The following is a 15,573-nucleotide window of genomic DNA, read 5'->3' on the forward strand; positions in this document are numbered from 1 at the left end:
CAGGGGCGTATAGTCTTCCCCATGAGGCGCTACTTCGGCACCGACGGGGTGCGGGGGGAGGCGGGGAAGCCCCCCCTCACCCCGGAGTTCGTCCTGAAGCTCGGCCAGGCGGCGGGGGCCTACTTCCGGGCCCATAGCCCCAAGCCTGTGGTCCTCCTGGCCAAGGACACCCGCGAGTCCTCCGACCTCCTGGAGGCGGCTTTGGCCGCGGGGCTCCTGAGCCAGGGCGTGAGGGTGGAGCACCTGGGGGTCCTGCCTACCCCGGGGGTGGCCTACCTGACCCGGCACCTTAAGGCCACCGCCGGGGCCATGATCTCCGCCAGCCACAACCCTTACCAGGACAACGGCATCAAGTTCTTCGGGCCCGAGGGGGAGAAGCTTCCCGACGAGGCGGAAGAGGAGATCGAGGCCCTTTTGGAGGAGGAGCATCCCACCCGGGTCATCGGCACCGTGGGGGACTTCCGGGAGGCGGAGAGGATGTACCTGGACTTCCTCCTGGCCCACGCTCCCGACCTCAGCGGGCTCAAGGTGGGCCTGGACCTGGCCCACGGGGCCACCTACCGCATAGGCCCAAGGCTCTTCCAGCGGGCGGGGGCCGAGGTGATGGCCTTCTTCAACACCCCGGATGGGCGGAACATCAACAAGGCCTGCGGCTCTACCCACCCCGAAGCCTTGAGCCGCTTCGTGGTGGAGCTGGGGTTGGACCTGGGCATCGCCTTTGACGGGGATGGGGACCGGGTGCAGTTCATTGACCGCCAGGGGCGGCTTTTCCACGGGGACCACATCCTCTACCTCACCGCCTTGGCCTTTGGGGAGGAGGGGGTGGTGGGCACGGTGATGAGCAACATGGGCCTCGAGGTGGCCCTGAAGGAGCGGGGCCTCGGCTTCCACCGGGCGGCGGTGGGGGACCGGTACGTTTTGGAAATGCTTAAGGAAAAGGGGCTTTCCCTGGGCGGGGAGCCCTCGGGGCACGTGATCTTCCTCAGGCACCACACCACGGGGGATGGCCTCCTCACCGCCCTCCTCACCCTAAAGGCCCTGAAGGCCTTGGGGGGGGACCTGGCCGACTGGTACGAGGCCCTCCCCATGTACCCCCAGGTGCTCCTCAACGTGCAGGTGGGGGACAAGGCCAAGGTGATGGGGCACCCGCGGCTTAGGGAAGCGGTACGGGAGGCCGAGGCAAAGCTCAAGGGTCTTGGCCGGGTGAACGTGCGCCCCTCCGGGACCGAGCCCGTGGTGCGGGTCATGGTGGAGGCCAAGGAGGGGGCGGAGGCGGTGGCGAGGGAGCTTGCCGACTTGGTTTCCGCCCTGGACCGGGAGTAAGCTTGAGGCGTGAGCTACGGGAAGGCCCACCTAGAGGAAAAACTCCTGCGCGCCCTGGCGGAGGCCATTGGGGAGCTGGAGGACCCCAGGCTTTTCCTCCTCACCGTGGAGGGGGTGCGCCTTTCCCCGGACGGTCGGGTGCTCACGGTGTACGTGGAAGCCTTTAGCGACGAGGAGAAAGCCCTCTTGGCCCTGCACCACGCCGAAAGAAGGCTCCTTTCCCAGATCGCCCGCAGGGTGCGCCTGCGCCACCTGCCCCGCCTGGAGTTCCTGCCGTGGAGAGCGAGACCCGCATAAAGGTGCGTTACGCGGAAACCGATCAGATGGGGGTGGTGCACCACTCCGTCTATGCGGTGTACCTCGAGGCGGCCCGGGTGGACTTCCTGGAGCGGGCGGGCCTCCCCTACCACCAGGTGGAGGCCCGGGGGGTATTCTTCCCCGTGGTGGAACTGGGCCTCACCTTCCGTGCCCCGGCCCGCTTCGGGGAAGAGGTCTTGGTGCGAACCCGCCTTGCCCACCTTTCCCGGCGGGATCTTCTCTTTCGCTACCGGGTGGAGCGGGAGGGGGCGCTCTTGGCGGAGGGCTTTACCCGGCATCTATGCCAGGTGGGGGAGAAGGCTGGCCGCATTCCGGAAGACCTCTACCAAGCCTTGAGTGTGCTACACTTAGGGTAGCCTTGTGGTCATGAACCCCGATCCCTTTACCCTCTTTGAGCGGCACATCAATCCCGGCTTGGCAGGGTTGCTTCGCTTCACCGGCCTGGACCGCATCGAGTCCCACGCGGAAGGCCCTTATGTGTGGGACACCACGGGCAAGCGCTACCTGGATTTCTTGGGCCTTTACGGCACCCTGAACCTGGGCCACCGCCACCCCAAGGTGGTGGAGGCCGTCAAGGCCCAGCTTGAGCGCATGCCCATGTCCGTGCGGGTGCTGGTTTCCGAGCCCACGGCGAGGCTTGCCGCCAAGCTTGCCGAGATCACCCCCGAGGGCCTGGAGATGGTCTTCTTCGGCAACTCCGGGGCGGAGGCGGTGGAGGCGGCCATCAAGTTGGCCCGGGCCTACACGGGGAAGCCGGGGATCGTCACCACCCAAGGCGGCTTCCACGGCAAGACCCTGGGGGCCCTTTCCCTCACCCCCAAGCCCGAGTACCAGAACCCCGCCAAGCCCCTCCTCCCCGGGGTAAAGGTGGTGCCCTACGGGGACCTGGGGGCCCTGGAAGCGGCCATCGACGAGGAAACCGCCGCGGTGATCGTGGAGCCCATCCAGGGGGAAGGCGGCATCCGCGTGCCTCCGGAGGGCTACCTGAAGGGGGTGCGGGAGCTTACCCGGGAAAGGGGCGTCCTCATGATCGCCGACGAGGTGCAGACCGGCCTCGGGCGCACGGGAAAGCTCTTTGGGGTGGACTGGGAGGGGGTGGCCCCCGACCTCATGACCCTGGCCAAGGCCCTGGGGGGCGGGGTGATGCCCATCGGGGCCTGTGTGGGGCGAAAGGAGGTCTTTGATATCTTCAAGCAGAACCCCCTCTTCCACTCCTCCACCTTCGGGGGGAACCCCCTGGCGGCGGCGGCGGCCCTAGCGGCCATTGAGGTTACCCTGGAGGAGAACCTGCCGCAAAGGGCCCTGGAGGTGGGGGGCTACCTCATGGAGGGGCTAAAAGCCCTTCAGGCCCGGTACCCCCACCTGATCGAGGAGGTGCGGGGCCGGGGGCTGATGCTGGGGGTGGAGTTTACCGATGCCGACATCGGGGCCCTGGTGGTGGCGGAGCTGGCGGAGAGGGGAGTGATCACCGCCTTCGGCCTCAACAACCCCAAGGTGGTGCGCCTCGAGCCCCCCCTCATCATCGGCAAGGAGCACGCGGACGAGGCCCTAGAGGCTTTCTCCGAAAGCCTAAAGGCCACGGAGAAGGCCCTGGAGGGCCTCCTGGGTTAGAATGCGGGAAACCTTACTGGAGTTTTTCAAGAAGACGGGCAGGCCCCACCGCCTGGAGGAGATCCTCAGGCGCTTTGGCCTGGAGAAGCGGGAGGCCAAGGCGTACCTCCGGGGACTGGTGCGGGAAGGGCTTCTGGAGAAAAAGGGAAGCCACTACTTCCTCCCGGCTCGGGTGCAGGGGCCCATCAGCCTCCACCGGGACGGGTACGGCTTTGTGCGCCTTCCCGAAAAGGACCTCTTCATCCCACCGGGCTACACCCTGGACGCCTGGCCCGAGGACCTGGTGGAGGCCCGGATCATGCCGCCTGGCCGGGACGGCAAGCCCTGGGGGGTGGTGGAGCGGGTACTCAGGCGGGCCCGCGAGCGGGTGGTGGGCACCCTGGACCTCCGCAAGGGGTACGCTGTCCTCCTCCCGGACGAGCCAGGCCTGCCGGAACTGAGGCTCCTTCCCGAGGGGCTCCACGGCCTCAAACGTGGAAGCCGCATCGTGGTGAGGGTGCACTACGGCAAGCGCCCTTTCGGGGAGTTTCTGGAGTACCTGGGGGAAGGGGATGCCCCGGAAACCGAAACCGAGGCGGTGATCGCCAAGTACGGCCTAAGGGCCGAGTTCCCGGAGGAGGTGCGGAAGGAGGCGGAGGCCATCCCCCTGGAGATCCCCGAGGCCGAGCTCAGAAGGCGGGAGGACTTCCGGCACCTTCGGGTCTTCACGGTGGACGGGGTGGACGCCAAGGACTTTGACGACGCCATCCACATCGAGCGCCTGCCCAAGGGGTACCGCATCGGGGTCCACATCGCCGACGTCGCCCACTACGTGAAGGAGGGAAGCCCTTTGGACCAGGAGGCCTTCTTGCGGGGGACCAGCGTCTACCTGCCGGGGCGGGTGCTGCCCATGCTCCCTGAGAGACTTTCCAACGGGGTGTGCTCCCTGAAGCCCCATGAGGACCGGCTGGTGCTTTCCGTCCTCTTTGACCTGAGCGAGGACCTGGAGGTAAAGCGGGTGCGCTTCGCCGAAGGGGTAATAAGGAGCGTGGCCCGCACCACCTACACTGAGGTGGAGGCCTTCGCCGAGGGGTATGGTTTACCGGAAGAACACGCTTTCTTGGCGGAGGACCTAAGGCTTCTCCTGGACCTCACGCAAAGGGTCAGGCAAAAGCGCCTTCAGGCCGGGGCTTTGGACTTCAGCTTCCCCGAGGTGAAGGTGGAGGTGGCGGAGGGCACCCTCCACCTCATCCCCCAGGAGGAGCCTAAGGCGCGAAGCCTGATTGAGGAGCTCATGCTCCTCGCCAACCAGGCGGTGGCGGAGCACCTGGTCAAGAAGGGGCTTCCCGGCCTCTTCCGGGTGCACGAGGAGCCCCTGGAGGAAGCCTACGCCAAGCTCCGGCAGGCCCTCTTCCGGCTGGGGTACGCCCTGCCCGAGAAGCTTTCCCCCAAAGCGCTGCAGAGGGTGCTCCTGGAGGCCAAGGGCCGCCCGGAGGAGCCGGTGGTGGCCAACCTGGTCCTGCGCTCCTTGCGCCTGGCCCGCTACGCCGCGGAGAACCTGGGCCACTTCGGCCTGGCCATGGAGCACTACCTGCACTTCACAAGCCCCATCCGCCGCTATCCGGACCTGGTGGTGCACCGGGTGCTGAAGGCCCTCCTGAGGCGCACCCTCACCCCGGCCAAGAGGGCCAGGTGGCAGGAAACCTTTCCCGCCATGGCCGAGCACGCCTCGGAGATGGAAAGAAAGGCGGAGGCGGCGGAGCGGGAACTCACCAAGTACTACATGGCCAAGTGGGCGGAGCTCCACCTGGGGGAACGCTTCACGGGGAAGGTGACGGGGGTGGCCAGCTTCGGGGCTTTCGTCATGCTGCGAAACGGGGTGGAGGGCCTGGTGCGCCTCGAGGTCCTGGGGCCCTACACCTACAGCGAGGAGGCCCTGGCCCTTTGGGGCCCCAAGGGCAAACGCATCCGCCTGGGGGACGAGATGGAGGTGGTGATCGCCGCCGCCAACCCCAGGCTTCGCCAGATTGATTTCCTGCCCTATCGGGAGGAGGAAAAGAAGGAAGCTTCCAGGGAAAAAACCCTGGTGAAGAAGGGAAAGGCAAAGGAGGAGGACATGCGCAAAGTGGTAGGACCCCCCAAGGAGAGGAATCGCGACGACCGGCCCGAGCGGGCCACGGTGCACACGGTGTACTTCGGCGAGTGGACGCCCAAGGAGGAAAAGGCGGGGATGCACCGCCCGGCCCAGACCCGAGCAAGGCGGAAGCGGCGGCACTGAAGGCCCTGCCGCGGCTTGGGCCGCGGGGGGTCAAAGCACGAGGGTTCCCGCCCCCACGGCGGAGAGGGTGAGGGCCTCGAGGTCCAGACGGTAGGCCAACACCTGGCCCTTCCGCCCCGCGAGGAGAGGGCTTAGGGAGGCCACCACCTCCACCGCGTCCACCCGGGTGGGGTTGGCCCCCAGGTGGGCTAAGGCGGCTTCGGGCTCCCCTTGGGCGAGCCGTTCCAGAAAGCCCAAGTCCCGCCTCCTGGCCTCCTCCGCCAGGGGGCGGGAAAAGGGCTGGTCCCCGAAGCGGGGCCCCACGTGGGAAAGGTCCACCGCCAGGACCAAAAGCCCAGGGTAGTCCCGCAGGACTACCTTGAGGGCCTCCCCCAGCTCCGGGCTTCGCCTTCCCACCAGGAGGGGAAGCGCCTTAGCCCGAGGGAAGGCCCCCTTCAGGAAGAAGAGGGGAAGTTCCAGGCTGTGCTCCTCCCGGAAGGCCAGGGGGGTGTTGAAGAGCTCAAAGGGGAGGAGGGCGTCCAGGGCCTGCAGGGCTTCGAGGTCGGGCTCCGCCGGGCCAAAAGGGGTTTGGAAGGGAACGGGCAGGGCAGCGGCCTTTTCCTTGAGGGGCCGGTGGGCTACCCCCACCAGGTAGACCCGCTCCGGTTCTGGTATACCTTCCAAGGCAACCAGGGCGGCCCCGTAGGCTTCGGGCACCCGGCTCGGCTCCAGGTGGGGAAGCAGGAGGATGGAGGGGTTCCCTTGGGGCCTTGGCCCCGGGAAGCTGGCCCGGAAGGCCTCGAGGAAGGCCCGGGCCTCCTTCTCCCCCGTGGGGTAGGAGAGCCCCGCCAGGCGCATGGGCCGCTCCTTCTTTAGCCTCCCCTCCTCCTCGCGCAGCCTTCTTTCCACCTCCTCCGTGAGGAGGAGGCCCGCCTCCTCCAGGGCCTTCAGGAGGTCTTCCAGCTCCTTTTTGGGCACCAGGACCCCGTGGGCCTTGAAGACCTCCTCCTGCACCTCTTCCAGGGTTTTCCCCTCCAAGAGGGAGAGGAGGAAAAGCCCCCCTTCCGTGAGGGCCAGGGGCTTTTCGAAGACCCCGTAGGGGTCGCTGAGGAGAAATCCCCCTTCCACCGGGGTGATCTGGGGTTCACGCAGGCGTATTCGTTCCATCGCCCTTCCAATATAGGAGAAAGGCCTTGGCCTCTTCCTTGGTGCATACCCTTCCCTCCGCCTGGGCCAGGAGGAGGGCCTCCAGGGCCTTTCCCACCTGCGGGCCGGGCTTAAGGCCCAAGAGGGCCATCACCTCCTCCCCGGAGAGGAGGGGGCGCTCGGGGAGGGGTTCGGAAAGGGTTTCCCGGTAGGCCTCCAGCACCTCCCAGGCTTCCTTCTCCACCCCTTTCGTGCCCAGGCGGTCTGCTGCCATGAGGTAGGGAAGGGCGGGAAGGAGGTTGTGGCGGCGGAAGTAGAAGCGGCGAAGGGCCTGTTTCCCCTCGGGAGGGCGGTCCATGTGCCGTCGCACCAGGGCTTTGGCCTTCTCCACCGTCTCCTTTGGGAACCGTAGCCATTCCAGGGAGGTCCCCGCTATCTCCGCCCCTACCTCCGCATGGTCAAGGAAGCGGAAGCGGCCCGCTTCCGGGTCAAAGCGACGGGTCAGGGGCTTGCCCACGTCGTGGTAAAGGGCGGCGAGGCGTGCCGCAAGGGGAGCCTCTGGCCAGAGCCAGGTGAGGTGGAAGAGGACGGAGAGGGTGTGCCGCCAGGCGTCCAGATGGTGCACCCCCCCCTGCTCTAGGCCCACCAGGGGGCGGAGCTCAGGAAGGTAGGCGTCCAAAAGGCCCGTGCGCTCCAGCAGGTGAAGGCCCCAGGCCGCTCTCGGGGAAAGGAGGAGCCGGCTCAGTTCCTCCTTCACCCGTTCCCGGGCGGGAAGAGCCTCGAGGTGGGCCTGGAGAAAGCGGGCGTGGCGGGCAAGGGCGTTTCGGGTTTTCCCGGGCAGGCCGAGGCCCAGGCTGGCCGCCAGGCGCACCGCGCGGAGGCTTCGCAGGTGGTCTTGGTAGAGGTTCTCCTCCCGCACCGGGACCAAGACCCTGCGCCGGAGGTCGTCCTCCACCCCCTTTAGCCCCCACACCCGCTCCCCCATCCAAGCCAGGGCATTTAGGCGGAAATCCCGCCTGAGAAGGTCTTCCTCCAAGGCGCCCTCCAAGGGGGAGAAGTCCAGGACCAGGTTTCCGGATACGAGACGGTACTGGCCCCGGGCTGTATCCAAGGGGAAGAGGCTACCTCCCAGGCGGCTTTGGGCTTCCTCGGCCGCCTTCAAGGGGTCCAAGGCGGCGAAGTCCAGGTCCCAGGGCCTTCGTCCCAGAAGGAGGTCCCTTAGGGCACCCCCCACGGGGATGGCCCCCTTGGGGGTATAAAAGGGGAAGTCCCTATGGGCGATCGGGCGAAGCACCCCATCATTATCGGCATCACCGGGAACATCGGAAGCGGCAAGAGCACGGTGGCCGCTCTCCTAAGGTCCTGGGGCTACCCGGTTTTGGACCTGGATGAGCTGGCGGCACGGGCCAGGGAGAACAAGAAGGCGGAGCTTGAGCGGCTTTTCCCGGAGGCCTTTGCGGGCGGGGAGCTGGACCGCAGGGCGCTGGCCCAGCGGGTCTTTTCCGACCCGGAAAGGCTTAAGGCCCTCGAGGACCTCCTCCACCCCGAGGTGCGGAGGCTTTTGGCCGAGGAGCTGGCCCGCATAAAAGCTCCCTTGATTTTTCTGGAAATTCCCCTACTTTTTGAGAAGGGGTGGGAGGCCCGTCTGGATGGAACCCTTTTGGTGGCGGCTCCTGTGGAGGAGCGGGTAAGGCGGGTGATGGCCCGCTCCGGGCTTTCGCGGGAGGAGGTCCTGGCCCGGGAAAAAGCCCAGATGCCCGAGGAGGAGAAGAGGGAGCGGGCTACCTGGGTTTTGGAGAACCGAGGGGGGCTTAAGGAGCTGGAGGAGGGGCTGAGGGAGATCCTGGCCCGGATCCAGGAGCGTTTTGGGCTAAGCTAGAGGGCATGCGGGTGGCCTTGGTATCGGGGGCGAGCCGGGGGATTGGGGAGGCCACCGCCCGGCTTCTCCACGCTAAAGGGTACAGGGTGGGGCTCTTTGCCCGGGATGGGGGAAGGCTCGAGGCCTTGGCCTCGGAGCTGGGGGAGGGGGCCTTGGCCTTGCCCGGGGACGTGCGCTCTTTTGCGGACTGGCAGAAGGCGGTGGCGGGCCTCTCGGAGGCTTACGGCCAGCTGGACCTCCTGGTCAACAACGCCGGGATTGGCGTGATGAAGCCCGTGGCCGAGCTCAGCGAGGAGGAGTTCCGCCAGGTTTTGGAGGTGAACCTGGTGGGGCCCTTTTTGGGCCTCAAGGCGGCTTTGCCAGCCCTCTTGGCCTCGAGGGGGTGGTGGTGAACATCGGAAGTTTAGCGGGCAAAAACGCCTTCAAGGGCGGAGCGGCCTACAACGCCAGCAAGTTCGGGCTTTTGGGCCTCATGGGGGCGGCCATGTTGGAGCTAAGGGAGGCCGGCGTGCGGGTGGTGAATATCCTGCCAGGCTCGGTGGACACGGGCTTTGCCGGAAACATCCCCGGAGCCTCCTGGAAGCTTTCCCCTCTTGATGTGGCCCAGGCGGTGGTTTTCGCAGCGGAAATGCCGGAAAGAGCCTTGGTGAGCGAGATAGAGCTCCGTCCCACCCATACCGCTCCCAAGGTGGGCTAAGCTAAGGCCATGGCCTTGCCCAAGAAGCTTCAGGAAGCCCTGGACCTGATTCGGGCCATGCCCAAGGAGCTCAAGGCCCAGGTGCTTCTGGAATACGCCAAAAAGGTGCCCACCCCCCCTCCTGGGGTGGAGCTGGAACGGGTCCACGAATGCCAGACCCCTTTTTTCCTGCGGGCGGAGGTGGAGGGGGGAAGGGTTAGGCTCTACTTCTTCGTCCCCGATGAAGCCCCCACGGTGAAGGCCTTCGCCGGCCTCCTGAAGGAGGGCCTCGAGGGGGAGCCCCCTGAGGCGGTGCTTTCCGTGCCCCCCACCTTCTACCAGGGGGCGGGGCTGGAGGAACTCCTCACCCCCTTGCGGCTAAGGGGCCTCGAGGCGGCCCTCTTGCGGCTCCAAGGCCAGGTGCAAAGGGCTCTTTCCTAGCCCATGTTCGTAGCCTTTCTTCTTGGGTACTTCCTGGGAAGCTTGCCCATCGCCTACTGGTTTGGGGCCCTTCGGGGAAGGAACCTCCTCCAGGAGGGATCGGGCAATCCAGGGGCCTTGAACGTCTACCGGGTGCTGGGGCCGGTACCGGGTTTCATGGTTCTCCTCCTGGACCTCTTCAAGGGAATCCTGGCGGTGGCCCTGGGGGAGGGAGTGGGGGGAAGCCCTCTGGGTGGCCTTGCCGGGGGCGTGGGGGCGGTGTGGGGGCATGCCTTTTCCCCCTGGCTCCTCTTCCAAGGGGGAAAGGGCTTGGCTACGGGGGCTGGGGTGCTCTTTGCCGTGGATCCCCGGCTTCTCTTCCTTTCCCTCCCGCTTTTCGCTACCCTTTTCGCCCTTTTCCGAAGGCCCTACCGCGTGGCCCTGGTCGTGGCCTTGGCCCAGCCCTTCCTGGCCGCCCTCCTGCACCCGTCTCCCGCTTACCTCCTTTTCGGGCTGGGGCTTGGCCTTCCCGTGGCCTTACGCCACCTTAAGGACTGGCACCGCTAGTTAGTAGGGGAGGGGCCAGGTGCGGAAGTAGTTGCGGATCCTCCCCCAAAGACCCACCAATCCCAGGGGTTCCAGGATCAGAAAGGCCAGGATGAGGAGGCCGAAGACCACGTTGCGCCAGGCCGCCAGGGTGGCGGCGTACTGGGGGCCAAGGGACCCCACCAGGCCGTTTAAGACCTCGGGGATGAGGAGTACGAAGAAGGCTCCCAAAATCGCTCCCAGCACCGTGCCTGCCCCGCCCACGATGACCATAGCCAGGTACTGGATGCTCACCGTGAGGGGGAAGTACTCGGGGGTTACCGCCTTGTAAAGCTGGGCCAGAAGCCCCCCGGCCATACCGGCATAGAAGGCGGAGAGGGCAAAGGCCAAGAGCTTTACCCGTACCAGGTCTACCCCCGCCACCCGGGCGGAGAGGTCATTATCCCGCACGGCCATGAAGGCGCGGCCCGCCCGGGTCATGAGGAGGCGCTTGCCGTAAAAGAACAGGGGTAGGGCGAACACGAGCACCAGGTACCAAAGCTTTCCAGGGGTGTCCAGGACGAAGCCGAAGAGCTCCGCAGGGGGTAGGGTCCGCCCCCGGATACCCCCCGTGACCGCTTCCCAGTTTTTGAAGACGTAATCCGCCAGAAACTGAAAGGCCAGGGTGGCGATGGCCAGGTACACCCCCTTGATGCGCAAGGAGGGAAGGCCCAGCACGAGACCCAAGAGGGCGGCGATACCTCCCCCGAGGAGGATGCCCAAGGGGGCCAAGGGACCGTAGAGGTGGCTTGCCGCGTAGGCTCCCACCCCCATGAAGGCGGCGTGGCCCAAGGAGATCTGCCCCGCACCCCCCACCAGGAGGTGGAGCCCCAAGGCGCTTAAAGCCCCGATGGCCACCAGGGTGGTCACGTACATGGGGTAGGGGGGAAGGAGGAGGGGAAGAAGAAGGAGGAAAACCAGGAAAACCCCTAGAGCCAGACGCCCCAGGGGCGTGCTGGCGTAGGCTTCGTCCTGCTGGTAGGTTTCCCGCACCGAACGGGCAAAGCGGCGGCTGAAGGCGTCGGTAAGCTGTTTGGCAAGGCGGTACATCCTAGACCTCCTGCACTTCCAAGGTGGCCTCGAGCCTCCCTTCCCCCTCGAGGTAGCGGATGGGGAGCACCACCTCCACCCGTCCCCCCTCCCCGTAGAGGGCCTGGATCACCGGGCCGTAGCGGGCCTCCACCACCTGGCGCCGCACCTTGCGGGTGCGGGTGATCTCCTCGTCGTCGGGGTGGAGTTCCTTGGGGAGGATGGCGAAGCGCTGGATCTTGAGCTTTTCGGGAAGGGTTTTGTTCACCATGCGGATTTCCTCGGCGATCAGGGCTTTGACCTCGGGCCTTTCCGTGAGGGAGAGGTAGGTGGTGAAGGGGATGCCTCGCCGACGGGCCCAGTTCTGCACGTTTTCCGGGTCCAGCTCGATGAGGGCGCTCACAAAGGGCTTGCCGTGGCCCAGGACCACGGCTTCGCGGATGTAAGGGGAGTACTTGAGCCGGTTTTCCAGGAACTGCGGGGCGAAGCGGGTGCCGTCCGCAAGGGCCCCCACCTCCTTCACCCGGCCCAGGATCACCAGGTGCCCCCGCTCGTCGAAGAAGCCCGCATCCCCGGTGCGGAAAAAGCCGTCTTCGGTGAAGGTTTCCTCAGTGGCCTTTGCCTGGCGGAAATAACCCTGGAAGACCTGGGGCCCTTTCACCTGGATCTCCCCTTCCTCGCTGATGCGCACCTCTGTGTGGGGAAGAGGGGGGCCCACGGTTTCCGGAGGGGCATCCCCGGTGGCGTGGGCGGTGGTGGCGGCGGCGGTTTCCGACTGGCCGTAGACCTGGCGGATGTCCAGGCCTAAGGCGCGGAAAAAGGTGAAAACCTCGTTCCCCAAAGGCGCTCCCCCGGTGACGGCAATCCTGCAGGCGGCAAGGCCCAGCCGGGCCCTAAGGGGCCTGGCGATGAGGGGGTAAAAAGGGCCCGCTTGAGGTTGAGCCAAGGGCCCACCCTCTCCCCCCGGAACTCCCGGCTCGCTCCTTCCAGGAGGGCCTCCATCCCCACCCGGTAGAAGAAGGCCTTTAGGAGGTCGGCGTCCGCCATGCGGCTTTGGATCAGGCTGGCCATGTCCTCCCAAAGCCGGGGTGGGGCCAGGAAAAAGTCGGGCTGGACCTCCTTAAGGTCCTCCCTCAGGGTGGTGGGGTCTTCGGGGAAGTGCACGGTGGAGCCCTCCACCAGGCCCTGAACCACGGTGAGCATCTGCTCCCCTATCCAGGGAAGGGGTAGGTAGCTGAAGACCCAGGCCCCCTTCTGGAACCCCAGGGCTTGGGCCAGGGCAAAGTGGCCGGCGAGGAGGTTCTGGTGGGAAAGCATGGCCAGCTTGCTCCTTCCCGTGGTGCCCGAAGTGGGGGCGAGGAGGGCGGTTTCCCCGGGGCGGCGCTTTTTTAGGGCCTCTTCCCCCACCTTGGGATCCCCGAAGGCCTGGCTAAACCGGAGCACCTTGCCCTGGAAGTGGCGGGACATCCCCGCCTCCTCCCAGACCAGGACGAAATCCACCCGGTGCAGGTGGGGGTAGACCTTGTCCAGTTGCTCCTCGTCGGAGACCACGATGCCCTTGGCCCCGGTGAACTCCAGGAAGTAGCCCACCTCCTCGGGCATGGCGTCCGCGTAGATGCCCATGGGAAGGGCTCCTAAGGTCTGGGCGGCCAGCTCGGCCTCCACCCACTCAGGAGCGTTATGCCCCAGGATGGCCAGGACCTCCCCTTCCCGAAGGCCCAAGGCCCAAAGCCCCCCTGCCAGGCTAAGGGTACGCTCCAAAAGCTCCTTCCAGGAGGTTTTCTGCCAGACCCCAAGCCGCTTCACCCGTAAGGCGGGGGCATGGGGAGTTTCCTTGGCGTGGTGGTACAGGTAGGCAAGCAGCGTTCCTTCCATAGTGCCTCAAACCTGCCCCAGGTAGGCTTCTGCCACCTTGGGATCCTGGCGCACCCCTTGCGGGGGGCCATGGTAGAGAACCTCCCCGTAGGAGAGGACCAGGACCCTGTCGGAAAGCTCCAAGACTGCCCTTAGGTCGTGTTCCACCCAGAGGAGGGTTACCCCCCATTCCTCCCGGGCGTCCAGGAGGAAGCGGGCGAGATCTTGCTTTTCCTCCAGGGAAAGCCCGGCCATGGGCTCGTCCAGGAGGAGGAGCTTGGGCCGGCTGGCCAGGGCCCGGGCTACCTCCACCCGCTTCTGCAGGCCGTAGGGAAGCATTCCGGCGGGGGCGTGGCGAAAGGGGGAGAGGTGGAGGTAGTCCAGGACCTCCTCGGCCCAAGCCCTGAGTTGCCACTCCCGCTCGGCCCGGGGTAGGGCGAGAGGATAGGAGGAAAGGGCCAACTCGGCTCCCAGCTTTACGTTGTCCAAAACGCTCATGCCCCGGAAGATCTCCAGACCCTGGAAGGTACGCCCCAAACCCATGCGGGCCCTTTCCTGGGGGCTTTTCCCCCGAGGCTTTGGCCCAGGAAGATCACCTCGCCCTTATCGGGCTCATACACCCCGGAAAGTACGTTGAGAAGCGTGGTTTTCCCAGCCCCGTTGGGTCCTATCACGGCGAAGAACTCGCCTTCGGCAACGCTAAACTCCACTCCCGCTAGGGCCTTTACCCCTTTGAAGGAGAGGTGGAGGTTCTTGGCCTCGAGGATCACACCCACCGCTTCCTCCTTCGGTAGCGCTTGGCCTGGCGGAAGCCAACCTCCTCCTTGCCCAGGTAGAACTCCATCACGTCCTGGTCCTCCTGGGCGGTTTTGGCATCGCCTTCAAACACCACCCGACCCCGTTCCATGACGTAAACCCGGTCCACGATGGCCAGGGCTGCCCGGGCGTTTTGCTCCACCAAAAGGAGGCTCAGGTTTTTCTCCCGCCTTAAGGCCTCCAGGGTGCGCATCACCTCCTCCACCAGCTTGGGGGCTAGGCCCAAGGAAGGCTCGTCCACCACCAGCACCCTGGGCCGGGTGAGGAGGGCCATGCCCAATAGCAGCATCTGCTGCTCGCCCCCGGAAAGGTAGCCCGCCTGCTCGTGGCGCCTTTCGTAGAGCCGGGGGAAACGGGCGAAGACCTCTTCCATGCCCTCCTTAAGCTCCCGGGGAGAGAGGCGGTGGCCGGCGGCCACCAGGTTCTCCACGGGGGTCAGGTAGCGGAAGAGGGGGCGGCCCTCGAGGACCGCGGTAAGCCCCAGGCCCGTGATGCGCACCGGGTCCAGATGGGTGGCCTCCTGGCCCAAGAGGCGCACGTGCCCATCCAGCACCCTTCCCTCAAACTTGGGGAGAAGCCCCGACACCGCTCGCACCAAAGAGCTTTTGCCGGCCCCGTTGGGCCCCAAAAGGGCCACCGCTTCCCCTTCCCTCACCTCCAGGGAAACCCCGTCCAGGACCAGGATCACCCCCCGGTAGACCACCTTGAGGTTTTCTACGGACAGGACCATACCGTTTCCCTCTCCCTCCTCGTGCGGCTGAGAAAGCCTCTGTCGGGACTCCCGGCCGGGTGGCATCACACCCTCTCAATCTGCCGCTCGCCCAATAGGCCATAGGGGCGCACCAGGAGCACGAAAAGGACCACCACGAAGGGCAAGGCCTCGGTGAATCCGGGGAGGATGGGTTCCAGATAGCGTTGGGAAAGCGCTTCCAAGACCCCAAGGATAAACCCTGCCAGCAGGGCCCCCCCCACCGAGTCCAGCCCGCCCAGGATGGCCACGGGGAAGACCTTGAGGCCCAGGAAAACCAGGTTGGGGCCTACCCCGCTAGCCACCGCCAAAAGGGCTCCCGCCAAGGTGGCCAGGAGGGCCGAGATCCCCCAAACCCCGGCCAGGATGCGGGCTGTGGGAATCCCCAAGGCCAGGGCGGCCACTTCCCTTTCGGAGATGGCCCGCACCAGGATGCCGTAGCGGCTTCTCCGAAGGAGCCAGAGGAGGCCAAGGCCCAGGGGCAAGGCCAAGAGGAGGTTCCAGACGGCCCTGGAGGGTACGAACACCTCCCCCAACTGGAAGCCGAGCTGGGGGAGTTCCCCACTGAGGTACTTAAGATCCGGCCCCCAGACCAGCTGGACCCCGCCGTCCAGGGCCGCGGCCAACCCAATGGTGGCCATGATCACCGCCACCACGTTCCGCCCCAGAAGGGGCCGCACAAAACCCCTTTCCACCAAAAGTCCGAAGAGGAAGGCGGCTGGGAGGGCGGCCAGCATGGCCAGGGACAGGGGCAGGAAGAGGGCAAAGGTGTAAGTGAGGTAGGCCCCTACCAGCAGGAACTCGCCTATGGCGAAGTTCACCACGCTGGTGGCCCGGTAGACCAAGACGAAGCCCAAGGCCAGGAGGCCGTAGAGGGCCCCGTTGCTTAGGCCGCCGATCAGATACGGTAGGAGGTCGGACATGGGCGCCTC

Annotated in this window: 14 protein-coding genes and 3 pseudogenes; 9 read left to right on the forward strand and 8 right to left on the reverse strand. The window is 66.1% G+C overall.

The window, feature by feature from the left end; genetic code table 11:
- The first annotated feature begins 21 nt into the window (after nt 1-21).
- Genes glmM through rnr form a run of 5 tightly spaced genes read left to right on the forward strand, consistent with a single transcriptional unit; the run spans nt 22 to nt 5,509 of the window.
- On the forward strand, nt 22-1,323 hold the full coding sequence (glmM, locus tag EBI04_RS01420; protein ID WP_135255733.1) for a phosphoglucosamine mutase: 1,302 nt from the start codon (nt 22-24) through the stop codon (nt 1,321-1,323).
- A 9-nt stretch (nt 1,324-1,332) separates the two neighbouring features.
- Nucleotides 1,333-1,620 (forward strand): ribosome-binding factor A, encoded by a 288-nt coding sequence (locus EBI04_RS01425; protein WP_135255734.1) that lies wholly within the window; start codon nt 1,333-1,335, stop codon nt 1,618-1,620.
- Nucleotides 1,599-1,997: an acyl-CoA thioesterase gene (locus EBI04_RS01430; RefSeq protein WP_135255735.1), complete on the forward strand. Its 399-nt coding sequence runs from the start codon at nt 1,599-1,601 to the stop codon at nt 1,995-1,997. Before EBI04_RS01425 ends, EBI04_RS01430 begins: the two co-directional genes overlap by 22 nt.
- A 10-nt stretch (nt 1,998-2,007) precedes the next feature.
- Entirely contained in the window at nt 2,008-3,252 is a 1,245-nt protein-coding gene (locus tag EBI04_RS01435) for an aspartate aminotransferase family protein (RefSeq protein ID WP_135255736.1), read from the forward strand.
- Between the two features lies 1 nt (nt 3,253).
- Nucleotides 3,254-5,509 carry a ribonuclease R gene (rnr, locus tag EBI04_RS01440; protein ID WP_135255737.1) on the forward strand — a complete coding sequence of 752 codons (2,256 nt, stop codon included), beginning with the start codon at nt 3,254-3,256 and terminating at the stop codon, nt 5,507-5,509.
- Between the two features lie 30 nt (nt 5,510-5,539).
- Here the strand turns inward: rnr and amrB are convergent, their stop codons facing one another.
- Complete coding sequence (gene amrB, locus EBI04_RS01445; protein ID WP_167481855.1) at nt 5,540-6,655, reverse strand: AmmeMemoRadiSam system protein B; 1,116 nt, start codon at nt 6,653-6,655, stop codon at nt 5,540-5,542.
- Entirely contained in the window at nt 6,633-7,928 is a 1,296-nt protein-coding gene (locus tag EBI04_RS01450; RefSeq protein WP_135255738.1) for an HDIG domain-containing metalloprotein, read from the reverse strand. Before EBI04_RS01450 ends, amrB begins: the two co-directional genes overlap by 23 nt.
- On the opposite strand from EBI04_RS01450, the gene coaE reads away from it, so the two are divergent.
- From coaE to EBI04_RS01470, 4 genes and pseudogenes are all read left to right on the forward strand, one after another.
- Entirely contained in the window at nt 7,908-8,513 is a 606-nt protein-coding gene (coaE, locus tag EBI04_RS01455) for a dephospho-CoA kinase (RefSeq protein ID WP_135255739.1), read from the forward strand. The genes EBI04_RS01450 and coaE overlap by 21 nt on opposite strands.
- Before the next feature lie 5 nt (nt 8,514-8,518).
- Nucleotides 8,519-9,210, forward strand: a pseudogene (locus EBI04_RS01460) (SDR family oxidoreductase).
- A gap of 9 nt (nt 9,211-9,219) precedes the next feature.
- Nucleotides 9,220-9,630 (forward strand): SufE family protein, encoded by a 411-nt coding sequence (locus EBI04_RS01465; RefSeq protein ID WP_038042730.1) that lies wholly within the window; start codon nt 9,220-9,222, stop codon nt 9,628-9,630.
- Nucleotides 9,631-9,633: 3 nt separating this feature from the next.
- Nucleotides 9,634-10,176 (forward strand): glycerol-3-phosphate acyltransferase, encoded by a 543-nt coding sequence (locus tag EBI04_RS01470; protein ID WP_135255740.1) that lies wholly within the window; start codon nt 9,634-9,636, stop codon nt 10,174-10,176.
- Here EBI04_RS01470 and EBI04_RS01475 read toward each other — a convergent pair whose 3' ends face one another.
- From EBI04_RS01475 to EBI04_RS01495, 6 genes and pseudogenes are all read right to left on the reverse strand, one after another.
- Nucleotides 10,177-11,244 carry a branched-chain amino acid ABC transporter permease gene (locus tag EBI04_RS01475; protein ID WP_135255741.1) on the reverse strand — a complete coding sequence of 356 codons (1,068 nt, stop codon included), beginning with the start codon at nt 11,242-11,244 and terminating at the stop codon, nt 10,177-10,179.
- Nucleotide 11,245: 1 nt separating this feature from the next.
- A pseudogene (locus tag EBI04_RS01480) lies at nt 11,246-13,098 on the reverse strand (AMP-binding protein).
- Nucleotides 13,099-13,104: 6 nt separating this feature from the next.
- Nucleotides 13,105-13,620, reverse strand: a complete 516-nt coding sequence (locus EBI04_RS01485; RefSeq protein WP_444545751.1) for an ABC transporter ATP-binding protein — start codon at nt 13,618-13,620, stop codon at nt 13,105-13,107.
- 50 nt (nt 13,621-13,670) lie between these two features.
- Nucleotides 13,671-13,766: pseudogene (locus tag EBI04_RS14035) on the reverse strand (ATP-binding cassette domain-containing protein); the annotation flags it as partial.
- Nucleotides 13,767-13,843: 77 nt separating this feature from the next.
- Complete coding sequence (locus EBI04_RS01490; protein WP_135255742.1) at nt 13,844-14,623, reverse strand: ABC transporter ATP-binding protein; 780 nt, start codon at nt 14,621-14,623, stop codon at nt 13,844-13,846.
- Between the two features lie 65 nt (nt 14,624-14,688).
- Nucleotides 14,689-15,564, reverse strand: coding sequence for a branched-chain amino acid ABC transporter permease (locus tag EBI04_RS01495; protein WP_135255743.1), 876 nt, complete (start codon nt 15,562-15,564; stop codon nt 14,689-14,691).
- Nucleotides 15,565-15,573: the final 9 nt, after the last annotated feature.

Source organism: Thermus caldilimi, from assembly GCF_004684245.1.
Classification (GTDB): Bacteria; Deinococcota; Deinococci; order Deinococcales; family Thermaceae; genus Thermus; species Thermus caldilimi.